We start from the raw sequence: 12,692 nt of genomic DNA on the forward strand, positions 1-12,692 counted from the left end.
GCGCTGGGGTGGCCGACGGCCTCGATCACCACCGCGGCCTTCAGGTTGAGATCGCGCGCTTGCTCCGGCGTGAACGCGTCATGCGCACCGATGGCCGTTGCGCGGTCCAGTTTGTCGGGCAGCTGGTCGACGCCGACGACACGGACGTCGTCGTGCGCGAGTGCGGTGATAACGGCGGCCATGCCGACGCCGCCGAGGCCGACGACGATGACGGTCTGGCCGGGCTGCGGCTGCCCTGCGTTGATGACGGCGCCGCCCCCGGTGAGCACGGCGCAGCCGAGTAGGGATGCGACGACGGGTGGGACGTCGGGGGGTACCGGCACGACGGAGCGACGGTCGACGACGGCGTGGGTGGCGAATCCGGATACGCCGAGGTGGTGGTGGACGGGCTGGCCGTCGCGGGTCAGCCGCCGCTCGCCGGACATCAGGGTGCCTGCGGCGTTGGCGGCGCTGCCCGGTTCGCAGGGAGTGAGCCCGTTGGTGGCGCAGGCGGTGCACCGGCCGCAGCGGGGCAGGAACGTCATCACCAGGCGCTGACCGACGGTCACATCGGTCACGCCGGCTCCCACTTCTTCGATGACGCCGGCTGCTTCGTGGCCGAGCAGCATCGGGACGGGCCGCACGCGATTGCCGTCGACAACAGAGAGGTCGGAGTGGCAGAGGCCGGCGGCTTCGATGCGCACGAGGAGTTCGCCGTCGCCGGGCGGCGCAAGGTCGAGTTCGCCGACCGAGATCGGTCGCGATTCGGCGAACGGGCGGGGGAGACCGATCTGCTCGAGCACGGCGCCGCGGATCCTCATGCCTAACAGCCTGCCGTCACTGGGAGACTGCTGCCATGACCTCCGGCGAGCAATCGGTCACGAGCCGCGATTTTCCGGTGCACTGGCCGGTGCTGACCCGGTGGACCGACAACGACATGTTCGGCCACCTCAACAATGCGGTGTACTACGAGCTGTTCGACACCGCGATCAACGCGTGGATCGACACCAACTGCGGGGTCGATCCTCTGGCCGTGCCGTGGCTGGGCGTGGTCGCCGAGTCGGGGTGCAAGTACTTCGCCGAACTGAAGTTCCCCGACCCGCTGGTCGTCGGTCTGTCCGTGACGCGATTGGGCAACAGCAGCGTCACCTACCGGCTGGGGATCTTCCAGGAGGGCGAAGCCGTTGCCGCGCTTGGCCACTGGGTGCATGTATATGTCGGCCGGTCCAGCCGCCGGCCGGTGCCCATTCCCGACGGCATCCGCGCACTGCTCGAGACGGCGCGCGTCGACTAGTCGATATGCTCGGTCAATGCCGCTCGTGAGTAAGACCGTCGATGTCACCGCCACCGCCGAATCGATCATGGCGATCGTCGCCGACTTTGAGTCGTATCCGCTATGGAACGAGGAGATCAAGGGCTGCTGGGTGCTGGCCCGGTACGACGACGGAAGGCCCAGCCAGCTGCGCCTCGACGTCGTGGTCCAGGGCCAGGCGGGGACGTTCATCACCGCGGTCTACTACCCCAGCGAGAACCAGATCTACACGGTGCTGCAGCAGGGCGATCACTTCGACAAGCAGGAGCAGAAGTTCTCGGTGGTGCCCACCGGGGAGACGTCGCTGCTGACCGTTGATCTGGAGGTGGAGACCAAGCTGCCGTTCCCGAAGCCGATGGTGAAGAAGGCGATCAGCGACACGCTGGATTACCTGGCTGACAACCTGAAGGCGCGCGCCGAGCAGCTGGCGGCGAAGTAGCTTCAGGCGCCCAGCGCGTCCCAGAACGCGTCGTCGTCGCGCCCGGATCGCTCCGCGGCTTCTTCACGCAGCGCCAATACCCGCCGGTGAATCCGATACTCCGTGGCACGCGGCATCGACCCCGGCCCGTACCTGCCCCGTCGGAGCCGGCGAACCCTGCCGTTCACGATCTCCCGGCGCAACGCGTCGGACACGGTCTTCGACGCCCGGCCCGGGATATCGAAGCCCTGGTAGTTCATCGCGTCGATCAGGTCGGCGACGGTCGTGGGCCCGTGCTGGGCCAGATAGAGAGTGAGTGCATAGCGGAGTTCGATGCCCCGCAGCAGCAGGCGGTTGTACATGGTGCGACCTTGCCACTCCGCGGGGACAGCGCTTGGTTCGTTGCGCGTTGTCCGCCGCGCTGTTGGGGATAACTGGTTTGTTGCCCGCCTCATGGCGACAAAGTCGGTACGCGCCGACAGAGTCGGTATGAGGTGGGCACGCAAACAGTGGTCGGGCGGGGCCTGGTGGTCAGGGCGCGTACCCCCAGCCGACGCAGTCACCAGGCGACGCAGTCACCAGGCGCGGTCGGCTCCACAGCCTGACATCTCGTTGCGCGCGGTATCCGCGCTCTTGGGGGTGACTGGTCTGTTGTCCGCCTCATGGCGACAAAGTCGGTACGCGCCGACAGAGTCGGTGTGAGGTGGGCACGCAAACAGTGGTCGGGCGGGGCCTGGTGGTCAGGGCGCGCAGCCGCCAGGCGACGCGCAGCCGCTAGGCAGCCTCAGCTCCACAGCCCGATCTCTTCGAGGCGCGCGATCAGCCGCGCCGCGGCATCGGTGAACTCACCGCTGGTGAGCCGCACCGCCGCATCGACGTCATGTTCGCGCAACGCGGCGATCAGCTCTCGATGGCTGGCCACCGCCCCCTCACCCCACTGCGCGTCGGACGCATAGATCTCGCCCGGCAGGTAGCGCGCGACGTGAAGCAGGAACCACGCCAGCTTGATCCGCCCTGCCACCCGGTTGAACGCTCGGTGGAACGCGAACTCAGCGTCAACGACCTCCTCGGGTGCGCCGTGCCCGACGGCTGTGGCGAGTGCGTCGTTCAGGCTTTCCAGTTCGTCGATCTCCGCCGCGGTGATCCGCGAGCCGGCCGTCGCTGCGAGCTCCTTGGCGATAGTGGCCTGTAGCCAGAAGATGTCCTCGATGTCGCCGCGAGTCAACGGCACCACCACGTGCCCTCGATGCGGCTCGAGCTGAACCATGCCCTCCCCGCGCAGCGTGCGCAGCGCCTCGCGCACCGGGGTGATGCTGACGCCGAGTTGCGCGGCCGTCTCGTCGAGCCGGATGAACGTGCCGGGCCGCAGCCTGCCGGTCATGATGTCGGTCCGCAGACGGGTGGCCACCTCGTCGGATAGCTGCTCACGACGCACCGCCCGCCGCGGCTTCGGCCGGGGCCTGACGGGTGCGTTCACTGTGCTTCTCCGGTTCTCCGGCCGCTTCTGGCGTGGGGTTGTACCCGAGCCGCCGAGGCCATAGTGTGACCGGGGCAACACCATGTTTGATCAAATATCAACGACGCGCAACCCACCGCAGAGGGAGCCCTAGCCGTTGACCGTGCCGACCCCGATGCCGTCCCTGACCGAGCAGCCCTATCTGGCGCGCCGGCAGAACTGGACCAACCAGCTCGCCCGGCACGCGTTGATGCAGCCCGACGCCACGGCGTTGCGCTTTCTCGGCCGGACGACCACCTGGGGCGAGCTCGACCGACGGGTGACGGCGCTGGCCGGTGCGCTGAGCAGGCGCGGCGTCGAGTTCGGCGACCGGGTGTTGATCCTGATGCTCAATCGCACGGAGTTCATCGAATCGTTCCTGGCGATCAACAAGCTCGGCGCCATCGCCGTGCCGGTCAACTTCCGGATGACCCCGGCCGAGGTCTCCTTCCTGGTGAGCGACTGCCAGGCCGAGGTCGTCATCACCGAGTCCGTGCTGGCAGGCGTCGCCACCGCGGTCCGTGACCTCGATGCGACGCTGAAGACGGTCATCGTCGCAGGTGCGGGCACCGACGACGCAGTGATCGGCTACGACGATGCGCTCGCCGAGCCCGGACCCCAGCCCGCGCCGGTCGATATCCCCAACGACAGCCCGGCGTTGATCATGTACACCTCCGGGACCACCGGCCGGCCCAAGGGCGCGGTGCTGACCCACAACAACATCGCCGGGCAGGCGATGGCCAACCTGTTCACCATCAGCCCCGACATCAACCACGATGTGGGCTTCGTCGGGGTCCCGCTGTTCCACATCGCCGGCATCGGCAACATGATCAGCGGCCTGCTGCTCGGCCTTCCGAACGTGCTCTATCCGCTCGGCGCATTCGACCCTGGCGCGCTGCTCGACGTGCTCGCCGCAGAGCACGTGACGTCCATGTTCCTGGTCCCCGCGCAATGGCAGGCGGTCTGCGCCGAACAACGGGCCAACCCCAGGCAGTTGCAGTTGCGGGTGCTGTCCTGGGGTGCGGCTCCCGCGTCGGACAGCTTGCTGCGCGATATGTCCGAGTTGTTCCCCGGCACCCAGATCTACGCCGCGTTCGGCCAGACCGAGATGTCGCCGGTGACGTGTATGTTGTTGGCGCAGGACGCAATTCGCAAACTCGGCTCCGTCGGCAAGGTGATCCCCACGGTGTCCGCGCGGGTCGTCGACGAAAACATGAACGACGTCCCCGTCGGTCAGGTCGGCGAGATCGTCTATCGCGCACCGACGCTCATGGCCGGGTACTGGAACAACCCGAAGGCCACCGCCGAGGCCTTCGCCGGTGGCTGGTTCCACTCCGGCGACCTCGTCCGGCAGGACGAGGAGGGCTACGTCTGGGTCGTCGACCGCAAGAAGGACATGATCATCTCCGGCGGAGAGAACATCTACTGCGCCGAGGTCGAAAACGTCCTCGCTGGCCATCCCGCGATCGCCGAGGTGGCGGTAATCGGGCGAGCGGACGAGAAGTGGGGCGAAGTTCCGCTCGCCATTGCGGCCCTTGCGGCGTTGTCCGACAGCACTCTCGACCTCGCCGATCTTGACGAATTCCTGACCGACAAGCTCGCGCGGTACAAGCATCCGAAGGCGCTCGAGGTCGTCGACGCGCTGCCGCGCAACCCGGCTGGCAAAGTACTCAAGACGGAACTGCGTGCACGATTTGGTGCAGCGAAATCGATTGACGCTGGCGAAAGTTCCACTCCGCCAACGGTTTCTACTGGGGCACAAGACAATTAGCGGCTGGGGGTGTGTTTGCTAACGGTTACGGGCACAATCCTGCAGATGCGGTACACGGCAGCTACAGCATCGGGTACAGTCCTGTGGTCCGTCTTACTACCCGCGAGTAGGGAGACGGTTGTCACACACACCGGGTTGGGGCAAGGAGGGGGCGTGCGACAGGTGCTGCCGCTGCGCCACGACAGTCGCGGTTTCGCCGTGGGAGTGCACCGGTGACGGCATCGACCGGCGTGACCGGCTATGTGCGCGAACAGGTCAGGCCGGGCCTCGAAGCCGTCGGCGGCTTCGTGCGCATGTGCGTGCTCACCGGTAAGGCGCTCTTCCATCCGCCGTTCCAATGGCGGGAATTCATACTTCAGAGCTGGTTCTTGATGCGGGTGGCGTTCCTGCCAACGCTGGCGGTGTCGATCCCGCTGACCGTGCTCCTCATCTTCACGCTCAACATCCTGCTCACGCAGTTCGGCGCAGCCGATATCTCCGGGGCCGGCGCGGCGCTGGCCGCCGTCACCCAGCTGGGGCCACTGGTGACGGTGCTCGTGGTCGCCGGGGCCGGGTCGACGGCGATCTGTGCCGACCTCGGCGCCCGCACCATCCGCGAGGAGATCGACGCGCTGGAGGTGCTCGGCATCGATCCGATCCACCGACTGGTGGTGCCCCGCGTCGTCGCCTCGACGTTCGTCGCGCTCCTCCTGAACGGCGCGGTGATCACCATCGGTCTGGTCGGCGGTTTCATCTTCGGCGTGTACCTACAGAACGTCTCCGCAGGCGCATACGTCTCCACGCTCACGCTCGTCACCGGGCTGCCCGAGGTGTTGATCTCGGTGGTCAAGGCCATGACCTTCGGGCTGATCGCCGGCCTGGTCGGTTGCTATCGCGGCCTGACCGTCGCCGGCGGCGCGAAAGGTGTTGGCACCGCCGTCAACGAGACGCTGGTGCTCTGCGTTATCGCCCTGTTCGCCGTGAACGTGGTGCTCACCACGATCGGTGTCCGATTCGGAACGGGGAACTGACGTGTCGACGACTCAGGTCCTGCGCTCCCGGTTCCCCCGGGCGTTCTCCCGCGGGCAGGGTCTGGTCAGTGCCCCCGCCCGTGGTCTGGACAGCATCGGCCACGTCGCCTGGTTCGTCGTCACGGCCGTCGGCCAGATCGGCCACGCGCTGCGCTACTACCGCAAGGAAACGCTGCGGCTGATCGCCGAGATCGGCATGGGCACCGGCGCGATGGCGGTGATCGGCGGCACCGTCGCGATCGTCGGGTTCGTGACGCTTTCCGGGTCGTCGCTGGTCGCCATTCAGGGCTTCGCATCGCTGGGCAACATCGGTGTCGAGGCGTTCACCGGCTTCTTCGCCGCGCTGATCAACGTGCGCATCGCCGCCCCGGTGGTGGCGGGCCAAGCCTTGGCGGCCACGGTCGGCGCCGGCGCCACCGCCGAATTGGGCGCCATGCGCATCAGCGAGGAGATCGACGCGCTCGAGGTGATGGGCATCAAGTCGGTCTCGTACCTGGTGTCCACGCGGATCATGGCCGGCTTCGTGGTGATCATCCCGCTCTATGCGATGGCGATCATCATGTCGTTCCTGTCCGCACAGGTGACGACGACGTTGTTCTACGGCCAGTCGATCGGCACCTACGAGCACTACTTCCGCACGTTCCTGCGACCCGATGACGTGTTCTGGTCGTTCGTGCAGGCGATCATCATCTCGGTCATCGTGATGCTCAACCACTGTTACTACGGCTACTTCGCCAGTGGTGGACCAGTGGGCGTCGGCGAGGCCGTCGGCCGGTCGATGCGCGCATCGCTGGTTGCGATCGTCTGTGTGGTCCTGTTCGCATCGTTGGCGCTCTACGGCGTCGACCCGAACTTCAACCTGACGGTGTAGCGCATGACCGCGCCGCTGAACGCCCCGAGGACCCCGCCGTACAAGTTGGCGGGCCTGGTGCTGACGCTGATCACGATCGCCGCGATTGTGCTGGTGTACTTCCAGTTCCGCGGCGACTTCCTTGGCCGCGAGCAGTTGACGATGATGTCTGCGCGCGCGGGTTTGTCGATGGAGACCGGCGCGAAGGTGACCTACAACGGAGTCGAGATCGGCCAGGTGACCAAGGTCGACGAGATCGACGTCGGTGGCGAGCCCAGGGCCAAGCTCACGCTGGACGTCGATCCCAAGTACTTCAAGTACATCCCGCAGAATGTCGACGCCGACATCAGCGCCACCACGGTGTTCGGAAACAAGTACATCTCCTTCTCCTCGCCGGAAAACCCGTCACCCCAACGCATTACGTCTTCAGACGTGATTGATGCCACCTCGGTGACCACCGAGTTCAACACGCTGTTCGAGACGGTCGTGTCGGTGTCGGAGAAGGTTGACCCGATCAAGCTGAACCAGACACTGGCCGCCACCGCCGAAGCCCTTGACGGGCTTGGTGATCGGTTCGGGCAGTCGATCATCCAGGGCAACGAGATCCTTGACGAGATCAACCCGCAGATGCCGCAGATTCGCCGCGACAACCAGCTGCTCGCAGACCTCGGTGAGGTATACGCCAACGCGGCGCCCGATCTGTTCGACGGCCTCGAGAATGCGGTGACGACCGCCCGCACCCTCAACGAGCAGCAGGCCAACATCGATCAGGCGTTGATGGCTTCGATCGGATTCGGCAACACCGGCGGCGACGTCTTCGAGCGCGGCGGCCCCTACCTCGTCCGCGGCGCAGAAGACCTGATCCCCACCTCTGAAACGCTCGACGAGTACAGCCCGGCGCTGTTCTGCACGATCCGCAACTTCCACGACGTCGAGCCGAAAGTCGCAGCGTCGCTTGGCGGTAACGGATATTCGCTGCAGACCCTGTCGGAGCTCATGGGTGCCGGCAACCCCTACGTCTATCCCGACAACCTTCCACGAGTGAACGCCAGGGGCGGTCCCGAGGGCAGGCCGGGCTGCTGGCAGCCGATCACTCGTGACCTGTGGCCCGCGCCGTATCTGGTGATGGACACCGGCGCCTCCATCGCGCCCTACAACCACTTCGAACTCGGGCAACCGATCCTGATCGAGTACGTGTGGGGACGCCAGATCGGGGAGAACACGATCAACCCATGAAAATCACCGGTACAGCAGTCAAACTCGGCATCTTCTCACTGGTGCTATTGCTGTTCACCGCGATCATCATCGTGGTGTTCGGTCAGATGCGGTTCGACCGCACCACCGGCTATACGGCGATCTTCTCCAACGCCAGTGGCCTGCGCGCCGGCCAGTTCGTCCGCGCATCCGGCGTCGAGGTCGGCAAGGTCTCCAAAGTCGAGCTGATCAATGGCGGATCACAGGTGAAGGTCGACTTCAGCGTGGACCGCTCCTTGCAGCTGTTCGAGGAAACGACGGCGTCCGTCCGGTACCTGAACCTGATCGGCGACCGGTACATGGAGCTCAAGCGTGGCGCGAGCGACAAGCGACTGCCGGCAGGCGGCACCATTCCGATCGAACGCACCGAGCCCGCGCTCGACCTCGACGCGCTGATCGGTGGTTTCCGCCCGGTGTTCCGTGCGCTGGATCCGGACAAGGTCAACAACATTGCGCAGTCGATCATCACGATCTTCCAGGGCCAAGGCGGCACCATCAACGACATCCTCGACCAGACCGCATCGCTCACAACGGCGCTGGCCGACCGTGACCAGGCCATCGGCGAGGTGGTCCGCAACCTCAACACCGTGCTGGACACCACCGTCCGCCATCAGCAGCAGTTCGACGAGACCTTGCAGAACTTCGAGGTCTTGATCACCGGCCTGAAGAACCGCGAAGACCCGATTGCGGAATCGACCGCGAACATCAGCGACGCGGCGGGCACCATCGCCGACCTGCTGGCCGACAACCGGCCGCTGCTGCAAAGCACGATCAGTCAACTCGAGGTCATCCAGCAGCCGCTGGTCGACCAGAAGGACCAGCTCAACGACATCCTTGTCAGGCTGCCGACCGCGTTCAAGATCATCGGCCGTGCCGGTGGCATCTACGGCGACTTCTTCAACTTCTACGCCTGCGATATCTCGTTGAAGCTCAACGGGTTGCAGCCCGGTGGGCCGGTGCGCACCGTCAAGCTGTTCTCGCAGCCCTCGGGCAGGTGCACGCCGCAATGAGAACGCTTGAGGGGTCGAACAGGGTCCGAAACGGGTTGATGGGCATCATCATCCTGGTCATCGTCATCGGAGTGGGGCAGAGCTTCGCCAGCGTGCCGATGTTGTTCGCGACGCCCACCTACTACGCCCAGTTCTCCGACACCGGTGGGCTCAATCAGGGTGACAAGGTGCGCATCGCAGGGGTCGACATCGGCACGGTCCGCTCGATGTCGATCGACGGTGACAAGGTCGTCATCGGCTTCTCGCTCGCCGGTACGCAGATCGGCACGGACAGCCGGGCGGCCATCCGCACCGACACCATCCTGGGTCGTCGCAACATCGAGATCGAGCCGCGTGGTTCAGATCCGTTGCGCGCCGACGGAGTGCTTCCGCTCGGCCAGACCACCACGCCGTACCAGATTTACGACGCGTTCTTTGACGTGACGAAGGCCGCATCGGAGTGGGACACGCAGACGGTGAAGCGGTCGCTGAATGTGTTGTCGGAGACCATCGATCAGACGTATCCGCATCTGAGCGCTGCGCTCGACGGTGTTGCGCGGTTCTCCGACACCATCGGCAAGCGTGACGACGAGATCAAGCAGCTGCTCGCCAACGCCAACAAGATCGCCGGCATCCTCGGCAACCGCAGCGGGCAGATCAACCAGCTGCTCGTGAACGCGCAGAGCCTGCTCGCCGCGATCAACGAGCGCAACTATGCCGTCAGCATGCTGCTCGAACGGGTGGGGGAGTTCTCCGCACAGGTGGAAGGCTTCATCGACGACAACCCCAACCTCAACCACGTGCTGGAACAGCTGCGCACCGTCAGCGATGTGCTGAAGGAGCGCAGATTCGACCTGATGGACACGCTGTCCACGGTGTCCAGCTTCGTCGCCTCGCTGGGTGAAGCGGTTGCCTCAGGGCCGTACTTCAAGGTCATGTTGGTCAACCTGCTGCCCGGTCAGATTCTGCAGCCGTTCGTCGACGCCGCGTTCAAGAAGCGCGGCATCGATCCCGAGGAGTTCTGGCGCAACGCAGGCCTGCCCGCGTGGCGGTTCCCGGACCCGAACGGCCAGCGGTTCGAAAACGGCGCTCCCGCACCGGGTCCCGCGGTGCTCGAAGGCACGCCCGAGCATCCAGGGCCTGGTGTGCTTAAGGGATCGCCGTGCTCGTACACACCACCTGTTGACGGCCTGCCGCGCCCCGGTGACCCGCTGCCATGTGCCGACCTGACGCAGGGCCCGTTCGGCCCCGTGCCCGGCGGATACGGGCCGCCCGACGTGGCGACGTCGGCGCCGAACGCGCACGGTCCTGGCTTCACGCCGGGTGTGCCTGCCGCGGCGATCCCGGGGCAGATGCCACCGGACATGCCAGGTGCCCCGGCGCCGATCGCACCGGGACCGCCGGGGGCGCGTACCGTGCCCGTCGGCCCGCTGCCGCCCCAGGCACCCGACTTCACGCCCGGGATCGCGCCGCTGCCACCGGCTTTGACAGGGCCACCGCCACCACCGGGACCGGGTCCGGAATTGCCACCAGCGGGGCAACCGCCGCTACCGGGCAACCCGCCGTATCTCCCACCAGGTCAGCAGGGATAGGGCGGGGGTGTAGCTGATGTCGACTATCTTCAACGTCCGAAACATGAAGTTGCCGAGCGGTGTTTCTCGGGCTTCGGTGATCATCGGCGCGCTGATCGTGGTGCTGGCTCTGGTCGCGGCAATCGTCGGTTGGCAGCTGTACAAGAAGCTGACCACCAACACCGCAGTCGCGTACTTCGAGGACACGCTCGCGCTGTATCCGGGCGACAAGGTCCAGATCATGGGTGTGCGGGTCGGCTCGATCGACAAGATCGAGCCCGCAGGCGACAAGATGAAGGTGTCGTTCCACTGGGAGAACAAGTACAAGGTGCCGGCCAACGCCACCGCGTCGATTCTGAACCCCAGCCTGGTGGCGTCGCGCACCATCCAGTTGTCGCCGCCCTACACCGGCGGTCCGGTGATGGAAGACGACGCGGTCATCCCGATCGACCGCACGCAGGTGCCCGTTGAGTACGACGAGCTGCGTGACTCGATCAACCGAATCCTCACCGATCTGGGACCGACACCCGATCAGCCGAAGGGCCCGTTCGGTGACATCATCGATTCCGCCGCCGACGGATTCGCAGGCAAGGGTGAGCAGCTCAACAAGACGCTGAATAGCTTGTCCGAGGCGTTGTTTGCCCTCAACGAAGGTCGCACCGACTTCTTCGGCGTGATCAAGAGTTTGGCGCTGTTCGTCAACGCGCTGCATCAGAGCGATCAGCAGTTCGTCGCGCTCAACGACGACCTGGCCCAGTTCACCAACGCGTTCACCAACACCGACCGGGAACTGGCCACCGCGCTGCAGGACCTGAACCGATTGTTGGCGACAACCCGCCAGTTCCTCGACGAGAACAGCGAGGTGCTCGTCCACGACGTCAACAATCTCGCCGACGTGACCAACGCGATCCTGCAGCCCGATCCGCTCAACGGTCTGGAAACCGCGCTGCACGTGTTCCCCACGCTCGGCGCGAACCTGATGAACATCGTCTCGCCGGTGACCGGCGGCGTGATGGGCATCCCGGTCGTCAACAACTTCGCCAACCCGTTGCAGTTCGTCTGCAGCTCGATCCAGGCAGGCAGCAGGCTGGGCTATCAGGAGTCGGCGGAAATGTGCGCCCAGTACTTGGCGCCGATCCTCGACGCGATCAAGTTCAACTTCCCGCCGTTCGGTGTCAACCAGTTCACCAGCGCGATGACGCTGCCGAAGCACATCGCCTACTCCGAGCCCCGGTTGCAGCCCGCGCCCGGCTACAAGGACACCACGGTGCCCGGCATCTGGTCGCGCGACACCTTGTTCTCGCACGGCAACCACGAGCCGGGCTGGACTGTCGCCCCTGGCATGCAAGGCGTTGACGTGCAACCGTTTACGGCCAACATGCTGACACCGGAGTCTTTGGCCGAGTTGATGGGTGGCCCCGACATCGTTGCGCCGCCTGCACCGCCCGCATTCGGGGTCAACAACGGCAGGCTGCCCGGCCCCCCGAACGCCTACAACGAGAACAATCCGTTGCCGCCGCCGTGGTATCCGCAGCCCGCACCGCCGCCGGGCCCCGCCCCTGGCGTCATCCCCGGTGATCCGGGTGGCTCACCGATGGGAGCTCCCGCACCTGCGCCCGCGGCTCCTGCAGCACCGGTCGGACCGCCGTTACCAGCCGAGGCAGGTCGATGATGCGCAACTTGAGCAAGTTCGCCCGACGCGGCGTCGCGCTGGGTGCGGTCGCGCTTCTGCTGAGCTCGTGCGGCTGGAAGGGTATCGCGAGCGTTCCGCTTCCCGGCGGTCCCGGTACCGGCGGTGACGCGATGACGATCTACGTGCAAATGCCGGATACGTTGGCGCTCAACGTCAACAGCCGGGTCCGCGTCGCCGATGTGTATGTCGGCCGGGTGCGGGCGATCGAGCTGAAGAACTGGGTCGCGACGCTGACCCTCGACCTGCAGCCGGATGTGAAGCTGCCGGAGAACACGCTGGCCAAGATCGGACAGACAAGCCTTTTGGGCAGCCAGCACGTGCAGCTCGATCTGCCGCCGGACCCGCAGGGA

13 protein-coding genes are annotated in these 12,692 nt (G+C 65.8%); 10 read left to right on the forward strand and 3 right to left on the reverse strand.

What is annotated here, in order from left to right; genetic code table 11:
• Positions 1–800, reverse strand: an 800-nt coding sequence (locus VFH65_RS28265) for an alcohol dehydrogenase catalytic domain-containing protein (protein ID WP_353326278.1), incomplete at its 3' end; no start/stop codon positions are given.
• A 35-nt stretch (positions 801–835) separates the two neighbouring features.
• Between VFH65_RS28265 and VFH65_RS28270 the strand changes: the two genes are divergently transcribed.
• Both VFH65_RS28270 and VFH65_RS28275 read left to right on the forward strand, forming a co-directional pair.
• A complete protein-coding gene (locus tag VFH65_RS28270; protein WP_353326280.1) occupies positions 836–1,273 on the forward strand; it encodes an acyl-CoA thioesterase in 438 nt (145 codons plus the stop codon).
• Between the two features lie 16 nt (positions 1,274–1,289).
• Positions 1,290–1,730 carry an SRPBCC family protein gene (locus VFH65_RS28275; RefSeq protein ID WP_353326281.1) on the forward strand — a complete coding sequence of 147 codons (441 nt, stop codon included), beginning with the start codon at positions 1,290–1,292 and terminating at the stop codon, positions 1,728–1,730.
• A gap of 2 nt (positions 1,731–1,732) precedes the next feature.
• Here the strand turns inward: VFH65_RS28275 and VFH65_RS28280 are convergent, their stop codons facing one another.
• Positions 1,733–2,071 (reverse strand): hypothetical protein, encoded by a 339-nt coding sequence (locus VFH65_RS28280; RefSeq protein ID WP_353326283.1) that lies wholly within the window; start codon positions 2,069–2,071, stop codon positions 1,733–1,735.
• Positions 2,072–2,493: 422 nt separating this feature from the next.
• Positions 2,494–3,186, reverse strand: coding sequence for a GntR family transcriptional regulator (locus VFH65_RS28285; RefSeq protein ID WP_353326285.1), 693 nt, complete (start codon positions 3,184–3,186; stop codon positions 2,494–2,496).
• Between the two features lie 154 nt (positions 3,187–3,340).
• Here VFH65_RS28285 and fadD5 point away from each other — a divergent pair, with 154 nt between their 5' ends.
• The 8 genes from fadD5 to VFH65_RS28325 form a co-directional block, all read left to right on the forward strand.
• Positions 3,341–4,975: a fatty-acid--CoA ligase FadD5 gene (fadD5, locus tag VFH65_RS28290; protein WP_353326299.1), complete on the forward strand. Its 1,635-nt coding sequence runs from the start codon at positions 3,341–3,343 to the stop codon at positions 4,973–4,975.
• A 212-nt stretch (positions 4,976–5,187) separates the two neighbouring features.
• Positions 5,188–5,985, forward strand: a complete 798-nt coding sequence (locus VFH65_RS28295; protein WP_353326287.1) for an MlaE family ABC transporter permease — start codon at positions 5,188–5,190, stop codon at positions 5,983–5,985.
• 1 nt (position 5,986) lies between these two features.
• Entirely contained in the window at positions 5,987–6,856 is an 870-nt protein-coding gene (locus VFH65_RS28300; RefSeq protein WP_353326289.1) for an MlaE family ABC transporter permease, read from the forward strand.
• A 3-nt stretch (positions 6,857–6,859) separates the two neighbouring features.
• Entirely contained in the window at positions 6,860–8,071 is a 1,212-nt protein-coding gene (locus VFH65_RS28305) for an MCE family protein (protein WP_353326291.1), read from the forward strand.
• Entirely contained in the window at positions 8,068–9,099 is a 1,032-nt protein-coding gene (locus VFH65_RS28310) for a virulence factor Mce family protein (RefSeq protein WP_353326293.1), read from the forward strand. The genes VFH65_RS28305 and VFH65_RS28310 overlap by 4 nt, the downstream gene beginning before the upstream one ends.
• The gene (locus VFH65_RS28315) at positions 9,096–10,670 is read left to right on the forward strand and encodes a virulence factor Mce family protein (protein ID WP_353326295.1); all 1,575 of its coding nucleotides are present in this window, start codon (positions 9,096–9,098) and stop codon (positions 10,668–10,670) included. The genes VFH65_RS28310 and VFH65_RS28315 overlap by 4 nt, the downstream gene beginning before the upstream one ends.
• A 16-nt stretch (positions 10,671–10,686) precedes the next feature.
• Positions 10,687–12,321: a virulence factor Mce family protein gene (locus VFH65_RS28320; RefSeq protein ID WP_353326297.1), complete on the forward strand. Its 1,635-nt coding sequence runs from the start codon at positions 10,687–10,689 to the stop codon at positions 12,319–12,321.
• Between the two features lie 8 nt (positions 12,322–12,329).
• A partial coding sequence (locus tag VFH65_RS28325; RefSeq protein WP_414688526.1) for an MlaD family protein occupies positions 12,330–12,692 on the forward strand: 363 nt, incomplete at its 3' end.

Origin of the sequence: Mycobacterium sp. (assembly GCF_035697385.1) — a bacterium.
In the GTDB taxonomy this organism is placed as follows: Bacteria; Actinomycetota; Actinomycetes; order Mycobacteriales; family Mycobacteriaceae; genus Mycobacterium.